We start from the raw sequence: 21181 nt of genomic DNA on the forward strand, positions 1-21181 counted from the left end.
CGAGGGCTTGACCAGCAAAAGGCGGAGGTTGGAAATTGGAGGTTAGAAGTTGGAAAGACTACTAGCGCCAAGGATAATCCAACCAAAGTGAAAAAGCCTGGGCTTTAAAAAAACAAATCGCTGTGCAGTTTTGAAGGGATAATGAGTTTGGTTATCCAATTTCCAACTTCTAAATTCAAACGTCTAATAAGTTTTCCGGTGACCATACTGGAGAGGATACACCCGTTCCCATCCTACCCCTCCGGGGCACACGCGAACACGGAAAGTTAAGCTCTCTAAGGCCGATGGTACTTGAGCTTATACCCTGCTGTGTGCCCCGTAGGGGTAGGAGAGTAGGTAGTTGCCGGAATTAATTTTAAATAAACCTCCTGGTTTTGTCCGGGAGGTTTATTATATTTCTCTGGACCAACCTTTATCATAAGGATATTATATTCATAGCAAACAGATGATATGGATAATGATGAATAACGATGGGAGTGCATATGAATATCAATATAAAGGGTCAAAACAGGGATGCGGAACAAAAACCTATTGAATGTGATACTAATAACACTATGGATGATTATCAATACACGGATAACGATTATTTAGATAACGCTTGCTTGGACAATGATTATCGGGAAAAAGATTTCATAGATGATGAATATGACGATTATTACTATAACGGTCATGATAATGCTGAAGATGACAATGAAACAGTTTCTGCCCGGCCGTCATTATTATTGCGCGTGGTGGCAATTATAACCGCCGTGGCTTTTTTGGGTCTGGTTGCCGCCACTTCCTGGCCTGCTCTACAAGCTCCACTGGGGGATTTAATAACCAGTTCGCTGCAATTGGAGAAAGATATAGATACCCGGCAGCTTCAGGCGGCGGTGGTGCAAATTCAGGTGGTGGCACGGAAACAGGGTGCACTGGCCCCGGTGGAACAAAAGTCGGGCACAGGTTTTAATATCGACCCCCAAGGGGTAATAGTTACCAATCACCACGTTATTGAAGATGCACTGAATATGGTGATTAATTTTCCGAACGGTGAAGTATTCAAGGCCGTGAAATGGGTCAGCAAGCCGGAATTTGACTTGGCTGTGGTTATCCTGCAGGGGGAAAAACTACCGGTGGTGCCGTTAAATGTTGATGATCAGCCTGCACCCGGTGATAAAATAAGGGTGGTGGGTAATCCGCTAGGCCTTAACAATATCGTGGCCGAAGGCCGGGTGGAACAATACTTAATGGTTGGAGATAAACCCGCCGAAGTATTTGGTATTAGTGCTCCCATATATCCCGGAAATAGTGGCAGTCCTGTTTTTGATCACGATGGGCGGGTGGTGGGAGTGGTTTTTGGCAATATGTACAGGCAGGTCAACGGTGAGGAGAAAGTTACCGGCCTGGCCATTCCAGTAAAGGAGATACTGGATTTTAACATATAAAAATTCACCTGTCATGCATTGAACAGCCATGGTGCGGCCATGATAAACATGAGCGTAATTATGGCCTCCCGGAAGTGATTGTATTATAAAAATTTAATTATTTACTATTGACAGCATATGTAAGGCCACGTAAAATAACAACTAAGGGGAGTAGCTACCCGGCCTGACGGGTTGTCAAATCGTCAATACGGCTTTGCCCGGTTTGACATAGCTTTCATGATTAAGTAAGCTAAGCGAGACCTTCACGGATTTTGCGTGAAGGTCTCGCTTTTTTATATATCATGGACAAAGGCACTTGAGGGATTAGGATACCATTATATTGTTCACCAATGGCAATTTAAAAGAAATTAGAAAGGAAATGTTGCATGCTCTTATTACTTTACTTAATTGGTGGTCTGGCTGTAATTTTGTTTTGTGCCGAGATTTTTACTAACGGTGTGGAATGGCTGGGTAAAAGATTAAAACTATCCGAAGGTGCGGTGGGCAGCGTACTGGCCGCGGTGGGCACTGCCCTGCCGGAAGCAATAATCCCCGTAATAGCAATTTTGTTGGGAACCGGGGAAGCAGCACATGAGATAGGTATCGGTGCCATTTTGGGTGCGCCCTTTATGCTGGCTACTTTGGCCCTGTGCATTACGGGTATTGCCGCGCTGGTCTATACGGTAAATGGCCAAAAGCGTCAAGTTATGCTTATTGATCATAACATTATGAAAAGAGACCTGTTATTTTTTATTATAGTGTACTCATTGGCAATACTTGCTGCCTTTTTACCAGCTGCATACAAACTGCACATAGCTTTTTTACTGGTGGTTGCATACATTATTTACGTTACCCGTACCATTAAAGCAGGGAGTAAACTGGGTGAAACCCAATTAAAGCCACTGTATTTTGCCCGGAAGCACAGAGAGCCAAGTATTCGGGTGATAGTGCTGCAGGTGTTTGTGGCCCTTGCCGGCATTGTCACCGGTGCCAACTTCTTTGTGGACGGTATTGAACGTGTGGCTGAGCTTATGCATATATCACCTTTCATAGTGTCTATATTCATTGCCCCCATAGCTACGGAACTGCCTGAAAAATTCAATAGCCTAATTTGGGTGCGCCAGGGCAAGGACACCCTCGCTCTGGGTAATATTACCGGAGCTATGGTTTTTCAAAGCTCCCTAATACCCGCATTGGGAATTGTCCTTACGCCCTGGGTGCTGTCCGACCTGGCCTTGATTAGCGCCATATTGGCTCTTGCGGGGGCTGGGCTGATCTATCTAAGCCTGCAGTTGAAAAAATACATTCGTCCTGCAACGCTGGTTTTGACCGGTAGCTTGTATGTGATATTTGTTATGTCCGTTTTTATCATATAACTTGTTGGGAGCGTTATTTAACATAGGCTTAAGGTAATAACTTTACATTACCTTTGAATAGTTTTACTGCCAAGTTGAGCTTAATATTTATATTTAAGAGGGGGTAAACTAAAACGTTATACTGTACAGTTTTTTGGCTATATTATATAATGTAAGTGAGGTGGTAGCTTTGGGGAGTTGAAATACTATAAAATCGGTGCCATTGCCCAGTTAGCCGGGGTGAGCAGAAGAACTATCGATTATTATACCAACCTGGGCTTACTTAAGCCTGTTCGTTTGGAAAATAATTACCGGTACTACACCGAGCACACCCTGGCAAGGCTTAAAATCATCGAGATTTTGAAGGCGCAGCGGTTTACCCTGGAGGAAATAAAAGAACAATTTCGTTTGTTTGAACTGGATCAGGCCGGACAACAAGATAATCAAATTAATATTGATTTCATCCGGGAACAAATCAAACAGCTGGAGAATCAACTTACCCAGCTGCAACCTGCGTCCAATCTTGATGCCAGCCAAGCAGCGGTTTTGTCCAGGCAGGTTATGATAAAGGGGATGGCTATTATGAACGCACTAATTATTTATATTAATGAAATTACCCCATTTGTTTAACATTAATGGCTCTGGAACAATCCGCCCGGGTTGGAAGGGAAATCCATGGATAGAATAATAAAACGGAGGTGTATGTATATGAATACCTTAAAAGTATGGTTGTTAATGGGCGTGCTGACCATAATACTGGTGTTGATGGGAAATGCCATTGGCGGTCAGTCCGGAGCAATGTTGTTTTTCCTCATTGCCATGGCCATGAACTTTTTCAGTTACTTTTACAGCGATAAAATTGCAATTAAAATGACACGCTCGTACCCGGTTTCCCGGGCCGAGGCACCCGAGCTTTATGAGATGGTGCAAAGGTTATCAAGGCGTGCAGGTATTCCTATGCCCAAGCTTTATGTAACACCTACCGATCAACCCAACGCGTTTGCCACCGGGCGCAACCCTTCCCATGCAGCGGTGGCCGTCACCGAAGGTATTATGCGCTTGCTAAACAGGTCTGAAGTGGAAGGTGTACTGGCCCACGAGCTGGCTCACATTAAAAACAGGGATGTGCTGTTGGGCACCATAGCAGCCGCATTGGCCGGCGCCATTACCATGATGGCCAATGCTTTTCAGTGGGCAGCCATATTCGGGCTGGGCCGGGGTGAGGATGAAGAAGGCGGCGGGATGATTGGCGGGCTGATTATGGCTATTTTGGCACCCATTGCGGCTATGATAGTACAAATGGCCATTTCCCGGTCGAGGGAATATCTAGCCGATGCAACCGGGGCACGTATTGCCGGTTCACCCGATGGGCTGGCCAATGCCCTGCTTAAAATGGAATCAGCGGCACATCGTATTCCTATGCAGACTAACCCGGCAACTTCGCATCTGTTTATTGTAAACCCGCTTTCCGGTGCTGCCGTGGCCAGATTGTTCAGCACTCACCCTCCTATTCAGGACCGGGTGGCCAGACTTAAAAATATGCGGTAATAGCTTATAGACTTTGTCAAGGTACCGGCTTATGATTTAACCATGCCGTGTACCTTTTTGTTTATATATCTATCAATGAATTATCTATATCACATAAATTGAAGCGAACTATGCCTGTGTAAAAGTATTGTAATGGAAAACGTGCTTGTTGGGTGAGTTAAAAAGAAATGTCGATTGGCAGGGATGAGATTTTGGATTATAAAGATGTAGCGCTGGAACTTGTGGAACTTTATGGCTATTGGGCTCTTTTTTTTACCATGTTCATTGATACCCTGGGTATTCCCATGCCTTCAAAGACAATGCTTACCTTATCGGGATACTTTTCGCATATGGGTATTTTAAATTATACGCAGATTTTTATAGTGGCTATGGCCGGTACCCTGGGCGGGTTTACCTCGGGTTACACCATCGGCCGGAAAATCGGTACACCGTTGATAGAAAAATATGGCCGGTTTATATGCTTAACACCGGAAAAAACCACCAGGCTGGAAAAATGGTTCGAAAAATACGGTCCCTGGGCTATCTTAATTGCTTATTTTTTACCTGTAGCCCGCAGTGTTGTGCCCTACCTATCCGGTATAAGTAAGATGTCCTTTGTTACAGCAATAGGTATGGCTGCGGTGGGAGCCACTTGCTGGATACTGCTGTTAATATCCTTTGGGCTGGTCATTGGGCAAAATTGGATAGTGTTGGAAGCATTGCTTGTCGATTACTACCCCTATTTAATCGGAGGGGTTCTGACGCTTGTCGCCGCCGCAGTTTGGAGTAAGGTAAGAAATAAAAAAGGAACCAAAGAAGTTCAATAGCAGATATCTAAAAACTTGAAGGTTTATAATACCGGTAGTGCCCACGTAATGGTGTTAGCAATAGACAATAAACGTGCAAGTACTATCAATTACGATATTGACAGGTACTTCAATTTGGTAAATTAAATGGATGGCTTCATGAAGCCCAATGACTGTTGCAGTTTGATAAATCTCATATTTATTCACCATCATTATCACTCCCATGAAATATTTTCAACCTGGTGAGCGGTCATGAAATGAAGGATAAAAGCTCATAGTGAGTCACGCACGATTCACCAAAATAAAAAAGGTTTGAATGAAGTACTACCACTTCATTCAAACCCTTGATATATCTAGGTTTTGGTGCCGAAGGCGGGAGTCGAACCCGCATGGGATAACCCGCACGATTTTGAGTCGTGTGCGTCTGCCAGTTCCGCCACTTCGGCACAATGTTTCTATCGCTGACCTGCAAGATAAATTCTAACACAGTTAAATTGCCATTGTCAACTGTTTTTGTGGTGTTAACTTCTACCGTGTTTATACTGTTAACCACCATTTTCAATCGGCAGGAAGTATGTTCAACAGTGTCGAAGAGTATGCCAGGGGATATGCAAGCCCCTGGTTTTTTTGTTGGACAGGAGTGAAATTATGGTTCATCTTCCCGATGAGGTGCTGGTACAAAAAACTAAAAACGGCGATATGGATGCCTTTGATGAGCTGGTGCGCCGCTACGAAAGCAAGATATATGGTTTAGCATATCGCTTCATGGGTAATCATGCCGATGCCAGCGACCTGGCCCAGGATACCTTTATTCGCTTATACCAGGCACTGGAAGGGTTTCGGGGGGATGCTGCCTTTTCCACCTGGCTTTACCGCATTGCAGCCAATATCTGCCGGGATGAACTGCGAAAGCGGCAGCGGCGGCGTAGTGTATCCATGGACGAAATGATGGATGCCTCACCTGCCAACACGCCCACCGCCGACGACAACTATTCCCCCGAGGAAACTGTGCAGCGCCGGGAGGTGCAACGCCAGGTGCAGCTTTGTTTAAACCAGCTTTCCGATGACCACCGGTTAATATTGATCATGCGTGAGATACAGGGTATGAGCTATGAGGAAATTGCCAGTGTGTTGCAATGTTCCCTGGGTACGGTGAAATCACGCATTAGCAGGGCCAGAAACGCCCTCAAGGAAAGGATGAGCAGGCAGGGGGAACTTTTGCCCGGTGGCGGTCGTCTTAAAGCCAAAGGAGGGAAGAACAATGCAGTGTCGTGATATCTGTGAAATGTTGTCACCATACATTGATGGCATGCTGGAATCTTCCCAAGCGGTGCAAGTGGAAGAACATCTTGCTGCTTGTGCCGCATGCAGGTTGGAATACGACGATTTGCGGGCTGCGGTGGAATTGGTCAGGGAATTGCCGGAGGTGGTGCCGCCCCGGGAGTTCCACGAAGAATTGCGACAAAAACTCAAGTCACTACCCGGACCGGCTGTCACTGCCGGGCATAGTAGCCGGCTAAACCGGGTGCCCTGGACAAAATGGACCAAAACACTGGCTGCAGCAGCGGTAATATTTCTTGCCGTAGGTGTTACCGCCCTCTGGTATGATAAGAATGAGGGGGGGGTATTTGATATTGCCACCCAGTCAAACACTGGCCAAAATACAACTTTCCGTGAGGAACTGCCCGGGGGCGATAAGGAAAATGACGGTGTCACACCTGAAGCCCGGGAACAGGCCGTTGAAAAAGCAAGAGCAACCAATGATGTATTAATCGCCAATAATGATACCCCGGATGTAGACCGGAATGAACCGGAAGTACCCGGTATGCCTCTTTCCGAAAGAGGGGCAGGTACTATTGCCGACAGTGGGTTGGGGAACCAGCCCCCGCCCGTTGTGGGAGATGAAGGTGTAACTGCCGCACCCAATGCGGATAGTGGTGACACGGGTGCTGACTATTCCGAGGTGGAAAAACACACAGCCCGTGATTTCCCGGCACCGGAAGAACAGCCCACCGGTGAAGATGCTATGTTTTCAATTATGGCCGCACCCCGGGAAAGGTTTAGGGATGAGGCCAACCAGCTTGAGAATGGCAGTTTCAGTGTTGAAAATGATCTTCATGTGGCCAGGGAGTATACTGTTACACTGGTTTTAGATACGCAGCAAATTACGGAGGACCAAATTACCGAGGACCTCTGGAATGCAACAGCAGGCGAGTACGGTGGCTACGTTGAGGCGAACCCGCAGCAAACCGGGCATTGCTGGGTGTTACGCATTCCTACAAGCTTTGCGGATGAGTTTATTGATCAATTAAACGGTATGGGTCAGGTGGAAATCCATTCTCGCACCAGGGATTTGGCTGACGATATGCAACAGGCCCAAGAACAGCTGAATATACTATGGGAGCGGGAAAATAAACTGGCTTTCCAGCTTGAAAATGTTCAAAAGGGAAAAGATACGGCCCTTTTAGGTGAATTGGATGAATTACGCGGGCAAATAGCCCGGCAGCAGCAGACAATTACCGGTTTACAGCAAGATATAGATTTAGCCAGAGTGGACCTTTATTTAATGCTGCCGTAATATGGTGAAATCCATCTATGCAAAGAATTAATTAAGGTTTCCAGTTATTAAAAAAAGTTTTACTATTGCTTCACTGGTAATTTGCAGTTAAAATAGGAATAGTTGCGGTTTGGATATACTGATAATATTAATCCTTGGTTGTTATAATAGTTTCAGAAGGGAGGTTTGAAACAGTGCGCGAACAAGTACAAGCTGCCTTGGATAAAGTGCGTCCCATGCTGCAGCGTGATGGCGGTGACGTTGAGCTTGTGGATGTTACACCGGATGGTGTAGTTAAAGTTAAACTTAAAGGTGCCTGTGGTGGGTGAGCGATGTCCACATATACCCTTAAATTGGGGATTGAGCGGTCGCTCAAGCAAGCTGTGCCCGAGGTGAAAGAAGTAGTACAGGCCTAGTTGAAATGTAATTCAGGAATAAATTTTACTGGGCAGTTTTATATAACCACTTTTTGCCACTTTTGTTTGGCTGAAAGTGGTTTTTATACTTTTTAAAGAGAGGTGTTTGTTGTATTGATAAAAAAATGCAAACTGGCTATTTGCCAGATTAAAGTTGCCGAGGACAAAGCCGTTAACATAAAACATGCCGGTGAGTTGGTGCGCCAGGCAGCCGGGCGGGGAGCACAGGTGGTGGTGCTGCCGGAAATGTTCAATTGTCCCTACGAGACCCATCTCTTCCCCGGCTATGCCGAGACTTACCCCAGCGGTGAAACGGTGCAAATGCTATCCCGGTTGGCAGCCGAGCTGGACATTGTGCTGGTGGGGGGGTCCATCCCCGAAAGGGAAAAGGATGTTGTTTACAATACTTGCTTTACCTTTGGTCCCCGGGGTACCTTGTTAGGGCGGCACCGCAAGGTGCATTTGTTTGATGTGGATTTGCCCGGCTTAAGGGTGCAGGAGTCCAGCACGCTGGGACCGGGCAGTGAATTTACTGTTATAGACGCTGGATGGTGCAAAATCGGGGTCATGATTTGTTTTGATGTTCGTTTTCCAGAGTTGGCCCGCCTGCTGGCCCTGGCCGGAGCGGATATACTGGTGGTACCGGCTGCCTTTAATACAGTTACCGGCCCGGCCCACTGGGATTTGACCATGCGGGCGCGGGCGGTGGATAACCAGGTTTTTGTGGCGGCGGCCTCCCCGGCTCGGGATAACCAGGGGGGATATGTGGCCTACGGCCATTCCATGGTGGTGGACCCCTGGGGTGATGTACTGGCCCGGGCGGGAACCGGTGAGGAAATAATTATGGTGGAAGTGAACCCGGAGAAAATTAGGGAAGTGCGCCGGCGCCTGCCGTTATTAACCTTGCGGCGTACTGATCTATATACAATCAATAGAAAAAGGTAGCTTGTTTTTAACGGTTGATTAGGCGGGCCGGCGGTTATGGTGTATACGTCTTGAATATGTTGGAGCAAGAAGGTAAAATTAAACGAAATGCTATCTGCCACTGGAGAAAGGAACGGGAACTGCAAATGTTGACTTGTGGTATTGTCGGTTTGCCGATGGTGGGAAAAACCACACTTTTTAATTTGGTAACCAACTCGGGACTGGAGACGTCCAATTATTTGACGGGCAAAACTGAAATTAACGTGGCCATGGCCGAGGTGCCCGATGCCCGTCTTGACTTTCTAATTAATCTATACAAGCCCAAGAAAAATGCTTATGCCCAAATCCAGTTCAGCGATGTGCCGGGATTGGTGCGCGGGGCCAGCGAGGGAAAAGGGGTGGGCAACCGTTTTTTAGACGGTATTCGCAATGCCGATTTGCTGGTACACGTGGTTCGGGCTTTTCAGGATAAAAATGTGCCCCATGTGGACGGGAATATTGATCCCATGCGGGATATAGAAACCATTAACCTGGAACTGCTGCTGGCTGATATGGACCTGGTGGAAAAAAGAATCCGTCGCATTAAGGAAGGTAAAAAGATAAAAAAAGAGCAGTTGGCGGAATTGGAAGTGCTGAGCAAGTGTCTGGAAGCGTTGGAAAATGAAGTGACTATGCGCAGGGTCGAGCTTTCTGAAGATGAGCGGGAATTACTGGTGAATTACAGCTTTTTAACGGACAAGCCCATAATACTGGTGATTAATACTGATGAGGAACAGCTCAGGGGCGGTAACTACCCGGGGCAGGAAAAAGTTCGTGCCTATGCTGCTGAAAATGATATCATACTGCTTGAGGTTTGCGGCCTGATTGAAATGGAAATCAGCGAACTGCCCGTGGATGACCGGCGGGAGTTTATGGATGATCTGGGACTGCAGCAATCAGGCATTGACCGGTTGGCCCGGGCTGCCTACGATACTCTGGGATTGATATCATTTTTCACCGTGGGTGAAGACGAAGTAAAAGCATGGACCATTCCGGTTGGATTGAATGCCAAAGGCGCCGCCGGTAAAATTCATTCCGACCTGGAGCGCGGTTTCATTCGGGCCGAAGTGGTAGCTTATGATGATTTGCGCAATCTGGGCAGTATGAACAAAGTCAAGGAAAAAGGGCTAGCCCGGTTGGAAGGTAAAGATTATATTGTTAAGGACGGAGATATATTAAACATTAGGTTTAATGTCTAGGTGGTTAAATTTTGCAGGCAGTATCCAAAAAATGTGAGTAAGGGAAAAACCCCGCAGGTGTGCGGGGTTTAAATATGCACTATTTTTTCTTTTATAGCCAGTAATGCCGCCTGGGTACGGTCAGTAACGTTTAGCTTGTGGAAAATGTTGGTCAGGTGGTTTTTTACTGTTTTTTCACTGATAAACAGCTTTTGGGCGATTATTTTATTGGAATCACCATTGGCCAGCAGGGTAAGCACATCCAGTTCCCTGTCCGTCAACCCGTAGGGCCTTTGCCCAAAAGATCTTGTGGTCGATAATCTATTAATCTGGTTAAAAATTTTGGCGGTCAGAGAAGGTGAAATAAATGATTTCCCCTCAGCCACCTGCAGTATGGTATCAATCAGCTGATCAGGGCTGATCTCTTTAAGCAGGTAGGCGGCGACACCGCTGCGAATCATCTCCAGTATATATTCTTCCTGATCGTGTATGGTCAGGGCAATGATACCCGTGTTGGGTGATTCCTTTTTAATGACCTTACACACTTCCAGGCCCGTTATATCCGGCAGGTTAATGTCCAGCAACACTATGTCGGGATGTTGATTAAGGCACATTTTTATGGCCTGCTGCCCGTTGGCAGCCTCCCCCAGCACATGTATACGCTGCTCCAGTGATAAAGTTTTCCTGATCCCTTCTCTAATGAGGGCGTGATCATCAACAATTAGTACATTAATCAGCTGCAATATTTATGCCCCCTTTGTTTCATTTAATGTCAGAATAACCAAATAACATATTCCCCGATTTTATCATTAAGCGGAGCCGGTGGTACGACAATCTTTAGTGATTACTGGTATGCTTAAACTGATTAAAGTACCCTGCCCCGGAGCGCTGGTTATTTTAAATTCTCCCTTTAATATTTGTACCCGTTCCCGCATATTAATAAGCCCGTAACATTCATGACCTTTGTTTTTTTCCACCGATTCGACATTAAAACCCCTGCCGTTGTCTTTTATAATAAGGGTTATTTTATCAGCAAGTTGCTCTATTTTAATCATAACCTGCCTGGCCTGGGCGTGCTTTTGCACGTTGTTCAGTGCTTCCTGCACTATTCGGAAGAGAGACACTTCGGCGGCCTGGGGTAGCCGTATTTGCTTGCCGAAGGATACAAACTTGGTATTGATACCATATTGCTTTGTATAATCTTCTATGTAACGGTTGATGGCCGGAACCAGTCCCAGATCGTCCAGCAACATCGGTCTTAGATTAAAAATTATTTTGCGTACATCCCGCAGGCTTTGCCTGACCAGTTCCTGCAGGTTGACCAGTTCTTTTTTAACGTGTGCAGGGTTGACTTCCATTAATTTCAATATGTACTCTGCACGCATTACCACGTTGGCCAGTAGCTGTGCCGGGCCGTCGTGTATTTCCCGGGCCAATCGCTTGCGCTCTTCCTCCTGGGCTTTGATGATACTGATGCCCATTTTTTGCACTTGGTGTAATTCCTCAATACTGGAAGATATGGTGGGTAGTTTCTTGCTTAGATATTCAAATACCACGCTTAGATGGGAATTCATGTTATTTGCTTTATCGAGCATGTCCTGCATCCGTTTGAGGCTTCGCTCCAGGTTGTCCCGCCTTTTGCGCAGCATTTGTTCCTGGGCCTGCAGCATGGCCAGTTCCAATTGCATTTTCTGGGCTTTATCGTAGGCCATTTTAATATCCTGTTCATTGTAACGGTTAAAATTTTTACTTACATCCATTAGTTTGATGCGGGCTGCTCTCTCCTGCGCCCGTAGTTTGTTTTCCCGTTTAATTAACTGGGACACCGTTTTTTTTACATTCTCCAGTTCATCCTTTATATTGTCATGCTCAGCTCGGGTATGCTCTGCGATATCATATATTTGTTCCTGAGATTCTTTTATATGCTGAACGATTTTGCTGAAAATTGTATCAAGATTTGAAGTTTCAAGCAAAATTTTCACCTGCCAGTATATGTGTTTATTACATTATTCTCCGTTACAAGATGCTATCCTGCAAAGATTGTCTGAATAAGTGTGCAATGGAAGAAAATTGCCGGCACTACACCTGGATGGCGAGTGCCGGCAGTGTTTAATTTAAGGTGTTTGGAGTACAGCCTCCCCCGGGGCGCTGGTGCCTGGAAATGGCTTTTCCATGATGGTTTTTTCGTTGAATGTAACCCTTCGCTGCCCGGCATCCCAGTTAATTTGCGTTTTTGGCAGCACCCTTTGCCAGAAGGAAATGGGGGCGTGGGCAGCGCCCTGTGCCAGTTTAAGCTCGGGGCAAACAAACACGCTTTGCCTTGTCGTTACTCGACCACTGGTGCAGGCAACGTTTATATATTCATTACCTTTAGTTATGTGGATGGTGTGGCTGGCATCATCCCAGCCAATGGCATAGTCCAGCGCTTCAAAAATTGGCCGCAGTGGCAACAGCGGTGACCCATCCGGGCTTGTGCCCACCGGTACCTTGATGTCAATGTTTTTTCCCCCCAGTGCCACTGTAACCGGCAGCGGTTTGGGCTTTGGAGGTGTTGGAACCCGGGTTGCACCGCTCCTGATAATTTGCACCGGCGTACCTAGCGGCGTATGGTCAAATAACCAATTAACGTCCTGGTTATACATGCGGATGCATCCGGCGGAGGCGTAGGTGCCAATGGATGCGGGGTTATTGGTGCCATGTATACCGTATATACCGCCACCTCCCACGCTCAAACCCAGCCAGCGATAGCCCAGCGGGTTTTGTGGGCTGCCCCCGGCAATACCGCCACGGGCGTAATACGGGTTAACCAGCTTGATCACTACGGTGAAGTTACCTTCAGGGGTAAGTGATGGACTTTTTCCTGTGGCGACGGGGAAGGTTTTGAGCAGCACCTCGTCTTGGTAATAATGCAACTTGTTGGTTGATTTGTCGATGATAATCGTTGCTGCTGCGAAGGCCGTACTGGCATGAACCAAACAAAAACTAAAGGCTACCAGCAAAACCAATAACCTCTTAACCATTCCAGGGATCTCCTCCTCAAATTCATGCTTATACATATTACGACGAAAAAACAAATTTATGCCTTTGTTGGGTGGTATTTAATTACTTGTTGGCTTGTTTGTGTAAGATAATGGGGGTTGCAAATTTTACCAGAAGCCGGTTTGTATAAATATAAATACCGGGCAGATAATAATCCTGTCATTAACTGCCGGAGGAGGTGAAAAATAATGCATATGGGCAAACTAACCGAAATGGAAAGGCTGGCCATTGAGGAACAATTGCGTGCAGAGGATATCTGTGCTAGGAAGGTACAGCTGTATATGAGCGTTACCCGTGACCCGTCGGTACAAGCCCTATTACAGCAGATGGCCGAAAAGGGACAGCGTCATGTTAGTACTTTAAACAGCCTGTTGCAGGATGCCGGTTTGGCTTCCGGCGTGGCTCAACACTAAATTGGAGGGGGGACAAAGATGCAATTCGGAGACAGGGAAATAATGACTGATTTGCTTTTGGATACCAAGCATATATCCGCCAACTATCACAGGGCAGTGCTGGAATCGGCCAATGACCGGATACGTAACACGATGATCCAGCTTAACAATGATGAGATAAACATGCAAAAGCAGCTTTTTGATTTAATGCACGACCGTAACTGGTATGAGGTGCGCCCGGCCAACACCCAGCCCCTGGCCTGGCAAACCGGGCAGGGAATGGCTACAAGAAGCGTGTACCACCCAATGCCCTAAAGGGGAGTACAAGGAAGGACGGGGACGGTTCTTTAGCTTTTATTTTGGAAGCAAAAGAACCGTCCCCGTCCTTCCTTTAGAATAATGCCCCTTCGGCATTGTTGGAGGCATTATTAAACCGTTCGGGGGAAAGGGGCGCCGGGTCCAGGGGCGGCTGTTTCCTCAGCACCAGACAGGACATGATCTGTCCGATGGCGGGGGCGTGCATAAAGCCGTTGCCGCCAAAACCACCGGCGCAGTAAAAGCCCTTCACCCCGGTTTCACCCAGTATGCCCAACCCGTCGGGGGTTAAGGAGCGGATACCGGTATATATGCGGGTGATCTGGGCCTCCTCCAGAGCCGGCACCCGGCCCGTGGCCGCTTCAATGAAACCGGGCAACCGGCTCCGGTCCACCGTGGTTTCCAGACCGGGGCTGCTGTCCCGGTCGGTACCCCCCAGCAGCAATATACCGTTTTTTTCAGCGTGAATATAAAATCCCGTGTCCATGTCCACCAGTAAGGGGATACCGGCGGGAATAGCCGGTATAGGGGCACATACATATACTTGCCGGCGGTAGGGAGCGGCAGGTAAGGTAAGGCCGGCCATACGAGCCAGTAGATGCAGGTGGGGTCCGGCAGCGTTGATTACCACCGGGGCATCCAGTGTCTCCCCGACCGCCGCCGGGTTGCCGGGCTGGCTGTTCTGCCGGCAGACTACACCGGTAACCGCGCTATCACTTGTGTTAATGCCGGTGACCTCGGTATCACATAACACCTGTACGCCCAGCTTGCGGCATTGCCTGTAGTAGCCCTCCATTACCCCGTAAGGGTCTGCATAGGCATCCAGGGGACAATAGCTGCCTCCTAGCAAATCACCGGTCAGCACAAAGGGGTAGCTGGCGGTGATTTCCTCCGGGGCCAGCAGTCGGGCAGGTATATCCAAATGGTTGAGCTGTTTTATAATGTCTTGCAGTTCCTGCCACCGGGCTGCGCGGCCGGTTACCAGAAGATAGCCCCTTTTGCGAAAATAAATGGGGTACTCCATATCGGCGGCAAACCGCAGAAACCAGGGATAACTTATTTTAGTTAATTGTACATTTACCGGGTTGGTGAACTGGTGTCGGATACCCCCGGTGCACTGGGCAGTAGAGCCTGCCCCGTGGAATTTTTCCTTTTCGACAATAATAATCCGCAGGTTGTTATTTTGACGTGCTAAATGATAGGCGGTACTCAAACCAATTACTCCTGCGCCTATGATAATTACATCCGCTTGCCTGGCCATATCGTTAATCCCCCTGAATCGTATTGCTGTGCAAAGTGCCATATTAAGTTTTAGTTTGGCTGTAAAAACAAAAAGGTTTTACCAGTAAAAACGAAGAATTTATATTTGCACGTATTGTACATCCGGGCTTAATGTAATGACAAGGGGGATTTTAAGTGTACATATACTCTTTTGACGGAGAGCAAATGAAATACATGCTGGTGGGTGCCGCCAACCTGCTGGCTTTGAATAAGTCAGAAATTGATGCTTTGAATGTTTTTCCCGTACCCGATGGTGATACCGGAACCAATATGTACCTTACTATGCTGGCCGGGGTTAAGCAAGCCCGGCAGGTAGAAAGTGGTAAAATATGTGACGTAGCTGCGGCGGTGGCCCGGGGCTGCCTGATGGGGGCCCGGGGCAATTCGGGGGTTATTCTATCCCAGATATTCAGCGGTTTTGCCCGGGCGCTGGAGGGCTGCAGTCGCGCAGGTGCCGCCGATATCGCCCGTGCCTTTGTAAGCGGGGCCGATGCGGCCTATCGAGCGGTGGGAAACCCTGTGGAAGGGACGATGTTGACGGTATGCCGGGAAATAGCCACTGCTTTGGATAATGCCATTGCCCGGAGCAAAGATCCCGTGCGGGTGCTGGTGGTGGGTTACCGGGCCGCAAACCGGGCCCTGGCCCGTACCCCCGAACAATTGCCGGTGCTGCGGGAGGCCGGTGTAGTGGACGCCGGCGGCAAGGGGCTGGTGGTTATACTGGAGGGCATTATCCAGGCCCTTAAGGATGCAGCGGCCCGGCGTAATATTGAATTATTTGATCTGGCGGCCAGCCAGCAGAAGGAATTTATGGGCAGCCGGGCCAGGGATTTTACCGCTGGTATTGAATTTACTTATTGCACCGAATTTATCCTAATGGGGCGCAATATACCTATAGACACGCTGCGGCAGGAGTTATCCCCTTATGGTGACTGTCTGCTGGTGGTGGGGGACGACCGGGCAACCAAGGTGCATATTCACTCCAATCATCCGGGACTGGTGCTGGAGTGCGGCTTGAAATACGGTGCGCTGCAGTCTGTCCAAATTGGTAATATGGAGGAACAAAACCAGGAATTGCGCCGTGAAGCCGGCAAAACCGCCGGTGATGAAAGCAAGCCGCTGGGTATTGTGGCTGTTGGTGCAGGGGAAGGTATTGGCACCATATTGCAAAGTATGGGAGTGGATGTGGTTATTGAGGGGGGGCAAACCATGAACCCCTCGGCGGAACAGCTTTTGGAGGCCGTAAATAATGTTAACGCCCCGGCGGTAATTTTGCTGCCCAATAACAAAAATATTTTGCTGGCGGCCCGGCAGGCTGCGGCAATGGCCGAAAAAGAGCTGCATGTGGTGCCATCGTTAAGTATTCCCCAGGCCTTTGCGGCGCTTTTGGCTTACAACCCCTACGCTTCTGCCGCGGAAAACGCTGGCAAAATGGAGGGTGCATTAGGTGTTGTTAAAACGGGTGAAGTGACTGTGGCCGTTCGGGATGCTGTTATTGAAGGTAACACCATAGCTAAAGGTGATTTTATCGGGATGGCGGGTGACCGGTTGGTGGCTGTGGGGCGTCACCTCGATGCATTGGTAATGGATTTACTGCGGGCAATGGTTGATGATGATACCGGGTTAATTACTTTTTACTACGGGGCCGGTATGTCGGGTGCCGAGGCCCGGGAAATTGTCAACAAGATGGAAGAAGAATTTGACGAGTTTGATTTCGAGCTGCATTACGGGGGGCAGCCTTTATACCATTTAATAATCTCGGTGGAGTAGCAAGAAGGGGATGCTTTCTTTTCACTTTGAAACAGTGGCCGGGAGCACTGGCTTTCCGGATAATTTGTTGTAAGGAAGGTGTTGTATCCATGCCCAAAGTCCGTATCGTTACTGACAGTACGGCTGATTTGCCGCGTGAATTGGTGCAGCAATACGGTATTACCGTGGTGCCATTGAAGGTTTTTTTCGGGTCGGAATGTTTTGTGGATGGGGTGGATCTATCGGCTGCCGAATTTTTTAGCCGGCTGGCAGCCAGCAGGGAATTGCCCACTACCTCCCAGCCTTCACCTACCGAGTTTGTGGAATATTATCGCCCGTTGATTGACGAAGGTGCGGATATTGTGTCCATTCATATATCTGCGCAGATGAGCGGTACTTTGCAGTCCGCCCAACTGGCCAGGACCATGCTGAATTATGACGGGCTGGAAGTGATAGATTCCCGCACCGTCAGTGTAGTGCTGGGTATGGTAGTGCTGGCGGCGGCCCGGGCTGCCCAGGCCGGACGTTCCCGGGCTGAGGTGGTGGCCCTGGTGCAGGATATTATTGCCAACCACCGGGTATATTTTATGGTGGATACCCTGGAATACCTGCAGCGCGGTGGGCGTATCGGCAAAGCCCAGGCCTTTTTGGGCACTATATTGAATGTCAAACCCCTGTGCACCATAGTGGACGGAGTGATACATCCCTATGAGAAGGTTCGGGGCCGTAAAAAGGCTATTAACCGGCTGGTGCAGCTAATGGCCGAGCAGTGTCAAGATTCCGGGCCGCTTTATTGTTTTATGACTCATGGTAATGATCCCGGGGGATTAAAGTCTTTACAGGACTTGGTGCGGGAAAAACTCAATTGCCCTGAAATGGCGTACAGCCAGATGGGCGCGGTGGTGGGTACCCACGTTGGGCCGGGTGTTGTGGGCCTGGCGGTATGTCCATATAAATACCTGCAGTGGTAAACCTGGGGATGCTTAAGGAGTTTGACCAGTGCTAACAGAACCGGTAATCGAAGCTCGGGAATTGTATAAAGTGGCGTCATTGATACTGGTTCCGCCGGCGCTGGGGCTTATGCACAAATTATTGGTGAAATGATGATAAAAAGCAAAACCCCTCTTAATCTCCTAAAGAGGGGTTTTGCTGATCTGGTTGCGGGAGAAGGATTTGAACCTTCGACCTTCGGGTTATGAGCCCGACGAGCTACCGGCTGCTCCATCCCGCGATAACTTAATTAGTATAACACAAATATAAAAGGAATGCAAGGGGAAGCAGGGGTGCGGTTCTGTCGCTTCCGTTATAAACATCCCCTTGACTTAATATAACAACACCATGGTAGCATAAAAAGAACTAATCGAAAGCCGGGTTTTCATTCACTGTTTAATTTAAACCGGGCAGAGAAAGTGGAGCCACCGGGACCTGTTTCTATTTGTAGTTCAGCGTTGTGCCTGTCGGCAATGCTGTAGCATATCGCCAGTCCCAAACCGGTCCCGTTATCCTTTGTGGTAAAAAAAGGTGTGCCCAGCTTTCCTAAAATCTCAGGGCTAATTCCGCTGCCTTCATCCCGTACTGCCAGGATTACTTCACCTCTATCGGCATATGTCTTGATGGTCAAAGTTCCCCCGGGAGACATTGCATCCAATCCGTTGCGTACCAGGTTTAGAATTAACTGTCGTATCTCTTCCGGATCTAAATACAAATCAGGAATATTATTTAATTCCAGGGTGATGTTTAAGTCGGAAACCGTTGCGTCAGCCAGTAATAGCGGGTAGATAGACTCAATTATGGCATTAAGACTTTGTATTTGTAAATTCTTTGGTTTATCCTTGGCCAAAGACAAAAATGTGGATATGATGTTGTTGGCCCTGTCCAGTTCTTCAATCATCAGGTTGTAATAACCGCCATACTGGGCGCATTCCTTTTTTTCCCTTAATAATTGTAAAAACCCGCGTACGGTGGTCATGGGGTTTCTTATCTCATGGCCGATACCGGCGGCCATAGCACCTATTAAATTGAATTTTTCAAGACGGGCCATCTCTTGCTCTGTTTTTAATTTTTCAGTTACATCCCTTACATATAAAATAACCCCTTCAATTTTATCGAGTTTTTTTAAGACAAGGGGAAAACTGTATATTTCCTTCCAGCCGACTATATCGCCGCCGGGATCTTTCATGGTTACCAGGACATAACTGGATGTGCCAGTGGTTAAGGTGTCATAAGCAGGGCACCTATCACAAATTTCAGTTCGCCCTTTAAAGGCTTGATAGCATTTTTTTCCTGCCAGTGGCCGCTGCTGGAAATTCCAGCGTTCCACTGTTGTGTTGGCCCGTATAATATTGAAATCACTATCGATAACACATAAACCATCCTGTATGCTTTCGATTACCCCGGCAAGAAAGCTTTCCTTTTCACGCAGGGTTATTTCTATCTGTTTACGCCTGGTAATCTCCTTTTCCAATTCGCTTGTTTTTTGATTGAGCTGGTCAAGGTAGTTGTTGCTATATATAGCGATGGAAATCATAACACTTATTTGTTTCAGCACGTTCAGTTCCTCTTGTGGCGTGTTTCTCAACCGGGTATCATACAGCACATATGTTCCAAAGGCAGTGCCATTGCTGATTAGCGGCACCCATATAATGGTTTTTATGTTGTACTGGTTGATCATGTCATACCAGGCCGCCAGGCGTGGTTCCTGTGAAGGGTTATTGACTACGACAATGTGCCCTGTAGAGATAGCTTCCCCCGAGGGGCTGGAAAGAACCGGGGCTTTCTGGTTTACATCATGGGGATAATTTGCCGGCAGGTTATAAGAGGCAATCATCCAGCCCATTCCTTGCTCGTCCACTTCAATTACAGAACTGAAGGAATAACCTAATTTATCACAGAGGACCTGCAGTATCTTTTCAATATATATACTGGGCGGAAGAAGAATGTCTATATTGGCTATATAAGTAAACAGATTGTCCATCATTCAATCCTTTATTCGTTCAATACCTTTTGGGGTCTTTGATATGCAGGGTTGACAGAACAATACATTTGCGGGTCACCTGTCGTCCAGAATGTGCATTTAGAACATTTGATACATTTTCTTATTTCGGATTCTTTGCCAAGTAATGATTTGTTTACAATGGCAGGGTCTGCCACTTGTGCCCGCCCCATGGCTACCAGTTCCGCTTTTCCGGCATATAGTACTTCTTCCGCCAATTCAAGGGAGTCAATGGACCCCACTGCACATACCGGGACCCTTGAGTACTGTTTTAATTCCGCAGTTATATCAATATGGGGGGCAACACCCAATTTGGCGGGAGGCACAATGCGCTCCATGGACTGGTAAACACCGGCGGATACGTTTAACATATCGATGCCGTTTTGTTCAAATTGGCGAATTAAATCTTTAAAATCAATGGGCCTCAGTCCACCTTCAACGAATTCGTTGCCGCTAACGCGTAAGCTTATGGCTACGCGGTTGCCGAGCTTGTCTTTTATCCCTCTGATTATTTGTAAAATGAGACGGGCACGATTTATTGCATTGCCGCCGTAATCATCAGTTCTGTGATTTGAATAGGGCGATAAAAATTCATTTAGTAAATAACCATGGGCAGCATGAACCTCAATTACCCTGGCTCCTGCTTCTGCGGCACGGGCTGCCGCGGCAATGAAATCATTATAAACCCGGTGGATATCATCCACGGTCATTTCACGCAGCTTATAATGCGGGTCAAATTTGGACATTACCGGGCATGGAATGGGACTTGGCGCTATAAGTTCACATCCTGTCACAGAGGTTAAAGCCTGGCGTCCATAGTGGATTAATTGTATTCCGGGTACACTGCCCCGGCTTTCTATTTCTTGAAAAAGTTTACGTAATCCGGGCAAATAACGGTCATCGTCTATTCTCATGACACGGTTAAATGCCACTGTATCGGGCGAAACCACCGCACAACCCGTAAAAATCAGACCGCAGCCACCGTCGGCCATCGCGGTGTAAAATTCTAATAATTTTTCGGATACCGTCCCGTCGGTGTTGGCATAGTTTACTTGCCATGTTGGAAAAACAATACGGTTTTTAAGCTTCACCGGGCCAATATCAATTGGACTTGCGGCCAGCGGGTATTTGTTATTGTTGCTTGGTATATCGCTTTTTTTTCCCACAACCAGACCTCCTTTGTATAGATAAAAATCATACAAGATGAG

20 protein-coding genes, 2 tRNA genes and 1 rRNA gene are annotated in these 21181 nt (G+C 47.5%); 15 read left to right on the forward strand and 8 right to left on the reverse strand.

Going from position 1 to position 21181, the window contains the following annotated elements; all coding sequences use genetic code 11:
• Nucleotides 1-194 precede the first annotated feature (194 nt).
• The 6 genes from rrf (at nucleotide 195) to LX24_RS01785 (ending at nucleotide 5112) form a co-directional block, all read left to right on the forward strand.
• A 5S ribosomal RNA gene (gene rrf / locus LX24_RS01760) occupies nucleotides 195-349 on the forward strand.
• A 133-nt stretch (nucleotides 350-482) separates the two neighbouring features.
• Nucleotides 483-1424: a S1C family serine protease gene (locus LX24_RS01765; RefSeq protein WP_166510438.1), complete on the forward strand. Its 942-nt coding sequence runs from the start codon at nucleotides 483-485 to the stop codon at nucleotides 1422-1424.
• Between the two features lie 365 nt (nucleotides 1425-1789).
• The gene (locus LX24_RS01770) at nucleotides 1790-2779 is read left to right on the forward strand and encodes a sodium:calcium antiporter (protein ID WP_166510439.1); all 990 of its coding nucleotides are present in this window, start codon (nucleotides 1790-1792) and stop codon (nucleotides 2777-2779) included.
• 177 nt (nucleotides 2780-2956) lie between these two features.
• Nucleotides 2957-3388, forward strand: coding sequence for a MerR family transcriptional regulator (locus LX24_RS01775; RefSeq protein WP_166510440.1), 432 nt, complete (start codon nucleotides 2957-2959; stop codon nucleotides 3386-3388).
• Between the two features lie 78 nt (nucleotides 3389-3466).
• On the forward strand, nucleotides 3467-4306 hold the full coding sequence (locus tag LX24_RS01780) for a zinc metalloprotease HtpX (protein ID WP_166510441.1): 840 nt from the start codon (nucleotides 3467-3469) through the stop codon (nucleotides 4304-4306).
• A 167-nt stretch (nucleotides 4307-4473) separates the two neighbouring features.
• On the forward strand, nucleotides 4474-5112 hold the full coding sequence (locus LX24_RS01785; RefSeq protein WP_166510442.1) for a DedA family protein: 639 nt from the start codon (nucleotides 4474-4476) through the stop codon (nucleotides 5110-5112).
• Nucleotides 5113-5452: 340 nt separating this feature from the next.
• On the opposite strand, the gene LX24_RS01790 is transcribed toward LX24_RS01785, so the two are convergent.
• Nucleotides 5453-5537 (reverse strand) — tRNA-Leu (locus LX24_RS01790).
• Between the two features lie 202 nt (nucleotides 5538-5739).
• On the opposite strand from LX24_RS01790, the gene LX24_RS01795 reads away from it, so the two are divergent.
• The 5 genes from LX24_RS01795 to ychF all read left to right on the forward strand — a co-directional run bounded on the left by LX24_RS01795 (nucleotide 5740) and on the right by ychF (nucleotide 10226).
• Nucleotides 5740-6366, forward strand: coding sequence for an RNA polymerase sigma factor (locus LX24_RS01795; protein WP_166510443.1), 627 nt, complete (start codon nucleotides 5740-5742; stop codon nucleotides 6364-6366).
• Complete coding sequence (locus LX24_RS01800) at nucleotides 6353-7669, forward strand: zf-HC2 domain-containing protein (protein ID WP_166510690.1); 1317 nt, start codon at nucleotides 6353-6355, stop codon at nucleotides 7667-7669. The genes LX24_RS01795 and LX24_RS01800 overlap by 14 nt, the downstream gene beginning before the upstream one ends.
• A 173-nt stretch (nucleotides 7670-7842) precedes the next feature.
• Nucleotides 7843-8064 (forward strand): NifU family protein, encoded by a 222-nt coding sequence (locus tag LX24_RS01805; protein WP_166510444.1) that lies wholly within the window; start codon nucleotides 7843-7845, stop codon nucleotides 8062-8064.
• 114 nt (nucleotides 8065-8178) lie between these two features.
• Complete coding sequence (locus tag LX24_RS01810; RefSeq protein WP_166510445.1) at nucleotides 8179-9009, forward strand: carbon-nitrogen hydrolase family protein; 831 nt, start codon at nucleotides 8179-8181, stop codon at nucleotides 9007-9009.
• Nucleotides 9010-9134: 125 nt separating this feature from the next.
• On the forward strand, nucleotides 9135-10226 hold the full coding sequence (ychF, locus tag LX24_RS01815) for a redox-regulated ATPase YchF (RefSeq protein ID WP_166510691.1): 1092 nt from the start codon (nucleotides 9135-9137) through the stop codon (nucleotides 10224-10226).
• A 68-nt stretch (nucleotides 10227-10294) separates the two neighbouring features.
• Here ychF and LX24_RS01820 read toward each other — a convergent pair whose 3' ends face one another.
• The 3 genes from LX24_RS01820 to LX24_RS01830 all read right to left on the reverse strand — a co-directional run bounded on the left by LX24_RS01820 (nucleotide 10295) and on the right by LX24_RS01830 (nucleotide 13225).
• On the reverse strand, nucleotides 10295-10948 hold the full coding sequence (locus tag LX24_RS01820; RefSeq protein ID WP_341473551.1) for a response regulator: 654 nt from the start codon (nucleotides 10946-10948) through the stop codon (nucleotides 10295-10297).
• A 66-nt stretch (nucleotides 10949-11014) separates the two neighbouring features.
• Nucleotides 11015-12187, reverse strand: a complete 1173-nt coding sequence (locus tag LX24_RS01825) for a sensor histidine kinase (RefSeq protein WP_423244311.1) — start codon at nucleotides 12185-12187, stop codon at nucleotides 11015-11017.
• 132 nt (nucleotides 12188-12319) lie between these two features.
• A complete protein-coding gene (locus LX24_RS01830; RefSeq protein ID WP_166510447.1) occupies nucleotides 12320-13225 on the reverse strand; it encodes a L,D-transpeptidase family protein in 906 nt (301 codons plus the stop codon).
• A 207-nt stretch (nucleotides 13226-13432) separates the two neighbouring features.
• Between LX24_RS01830 and LX24_RS01835 the strand changes: the two genes are divergently transcribed.
• Together LX24_RS01835 and LX24_RS01840 are read left to right on the forward strand one after the other, a co-directional pair.
• On the forward strand, nucleotides 13433-13657 hold the full coding sequence (locus tag LX24_RS01835; RefSeq protein WP_166510448.1) for a hypothetical protein: 225 nt from the start codon (nucleotides 13433-13435) through the stop codon (nucleotides 13655-13657).
• An 18-nt stretch (nucleotides 13658-13675) separates the two neighbouring features.
• Entirely contained in the window at nucleotides 13676-13951 is a 276-nt protein-coding gene (locus LX24_RS01840; protein WP_166510449.1) for a spore coat protein, read from the forward strand.
• A 76-nt stretch (nucleotides 13952-14027) separates the two neighbouring features.
• Here LX24_RS01840 and LX24_RS01845 read toward each other — a convergent pair whose 3' ends face one another.
• Nucleotides 14028-15212 carry an NAD(P)/FAD-dependent oxidoreductase gene (locus LX24_RS01845; protein ID WP_166510450.1) on the reverse strand — a complete coding sequence of 395 codons (1185 nt, stop codon included), beginning with the start codon at nucleotides 15210-15212 and terminating at the stop codon, nucleotides 14028-14030.
• Nucleotides 15213-15367: 155 nt separating this feature from the next.
• On the opposite strand from LX24_RS01845, the gene LX24_RS01850 reads away from it, so the two are divergent.
• Together LX24_RS01850 and LX24_RS01855 are read left to right on the forward strand one after the other, a co-directional pair.
• On the forward strand, nucleotides 15368-17002 hold the full coding sequence (locus LX24_RS01850; RefSeq protein ID WP_166510451.1) for a DAK2 domain-containing protein: 1635 nt from the start codon (nucleotides 15368-15370) through the stop codon (nucleotides 17000-17002).
• Between the two features lie 89 nt (nucleotides 17003-17091).
• A complete protein-coding gene (locus LX24_RS01855; protein ID WP_166510452.1) occupies nucleotides 17092-17952 on the forward strand; it encodes a DegV family protein in 861 nt (286 codons plus the stop codon).
• Nucleotides 17953-18136: 184 nt separating this feature from the next.
• Here LX24_RS01855 and LX24_RS01860 read toward each other — a convergent pair.
• The 3 genes from LX24_RS01860 to LX24_RS01870 all read right to left on the reverse strand — a co-directional run bounded on the left by LX24_RS01860 (nucleotide 18137) and on the right by LX24_RS01870 (nucleotide 21139).
• A tRNA-Met gene (locus LX24_RS01860) sits at nucleotides 18137-18212 on the reverse strand.
• Nucleotides 18213-18356: 144 nt separating this feature from the next.
• On the reverse strand, nucleotides 18357-19958 hold the full coding sequence (locus LX24_RS01865) for an ATP-binding protein (protein ID WP_207706498.1): 1602 nt from the start codon (nucleotides 19956-19958) through the stop codon (nucleotides 18357-18359).
• 8 nt (nucleotides 19959-19966) lie between these two features.
• Nucleotides 19967-21139 (reverse strand): oxidoreductase, encoded by a 1173-nt coding sequence (locus LX24_RS01870; RefSeq protein WP_166510454.1) that lies wholly within the window; start codon nucleotides 21137-21139, stop codon nucleotides 19967-19969.
• Nucleotides 21140-21181 lie beyond the last annotated feature (42 nt).

It is taken from the genome of Desulfallas thermosapovorans DSM 6562, assembly GCF_008124625.1.
GTDB lineage: Bacteria > Bacillota > Desulfotomaculia > Desulfotomaculales > Desulfallaceae > Sporotomaculum > Sporotomaculum thermosapovorans.

What these genes read in the sequence shown, in the direction of transcription:
- LX24_RS01765 (WP_166510438.1), top strand. Translation starts at nt 483, where the DNA reads ATGAATATCAATATAAAGGGTCAAAACAGGGATGCGGAACAAAAACCT.
- LX24_RS01770 (WP_166510439.1), top strand. Translation starts at nt 1,790, where the DNA reads ATGCTCTTATTACTTTACTTAATTGGTGGTCTGGCTGTAATTTTGTTT.
- LX24_RS01780 (WP_166510441.1), top strand. Translation starts at nt 3,467, where the DNA reads ATGAATACCTTAAAAGTATGGTTGTTAATGGGCGTGCTGACCATAATA.
- LX24_RS01785 (WP_166510442.1), top strand. Translation starts at nt 4,474, where the DNA reads ATGTCGATTGGCAGGGATGAGATTTTGGATTATAAAGATGTAGCGCTG.
- LX24_RS01795 (WP_166510443.1), top strand. Translation starts at nt 5,740, where the DNA reads ATGGTTCATCTTCCCGATGAGGTGCTGGTACAAAAAACTAAAAACGGC.
- LX24_RS01800 (WP_166510690.1), top strand. Translation starts at nt 6,353, where the DNA reads ATGCAGTGTCGTGATATCTGTGAAATGTTGTCACCATACATTGATGGC.
- ychF (WP_166510691.1), top strand. Translation starts at nt 9,135, where the DNA reads ATGTTGACTTGTGGTATTGTCGGTTTGCCGATGGTGGGAAAAACCACA.
- LX24_RS01830 (WP_166510447.1), bottom strand. Translation starts at nt 13,225, where the DNA reads ATGGTTAAGAGGTTATTGGTTTTGCTGGTAGCCTTTAGTTTTTGTTTG.
- LX24_RS01835 (WP_166510448.1), top strand. Translation starts at nt 13,433, where the DNA reads ATGCATATGGGCAAACTAACCGAAATGGAAAGGCTGGCCATTGAGGAA.
- LX24_RS01840 (WP_166510449.1), top strand. Translation starts at nt 13,676, where the DNA reads ATGCAATTCGGAGACAGGGAAATAATGACTGATTTGCTTTTGGATACC.
- LX24_RS01845 (WP_166510450.1), bottom strand. Translation starts at nt 15,212, where the DNA reads ATGGCCAGGCAAGCGGATGTAATTATCATAGGCGCAGGAGTAATTGGT.
- LX24_RS01855 (WP_166510452.1), top strand. Translation starts at nt 17,092, where the DNA reads ATGCCCAAAGTCCGTATCGTTACTGACAGTACGGCTGATTTGCCGCGT.
- LX24_RS01865 (WP_207706498.1), bottom strand. Translation starts at nt 19,958, where the DNA reads ATGATGGACAATCTGTTTACTTATATAGCCAATATAGACATTCTTCTT.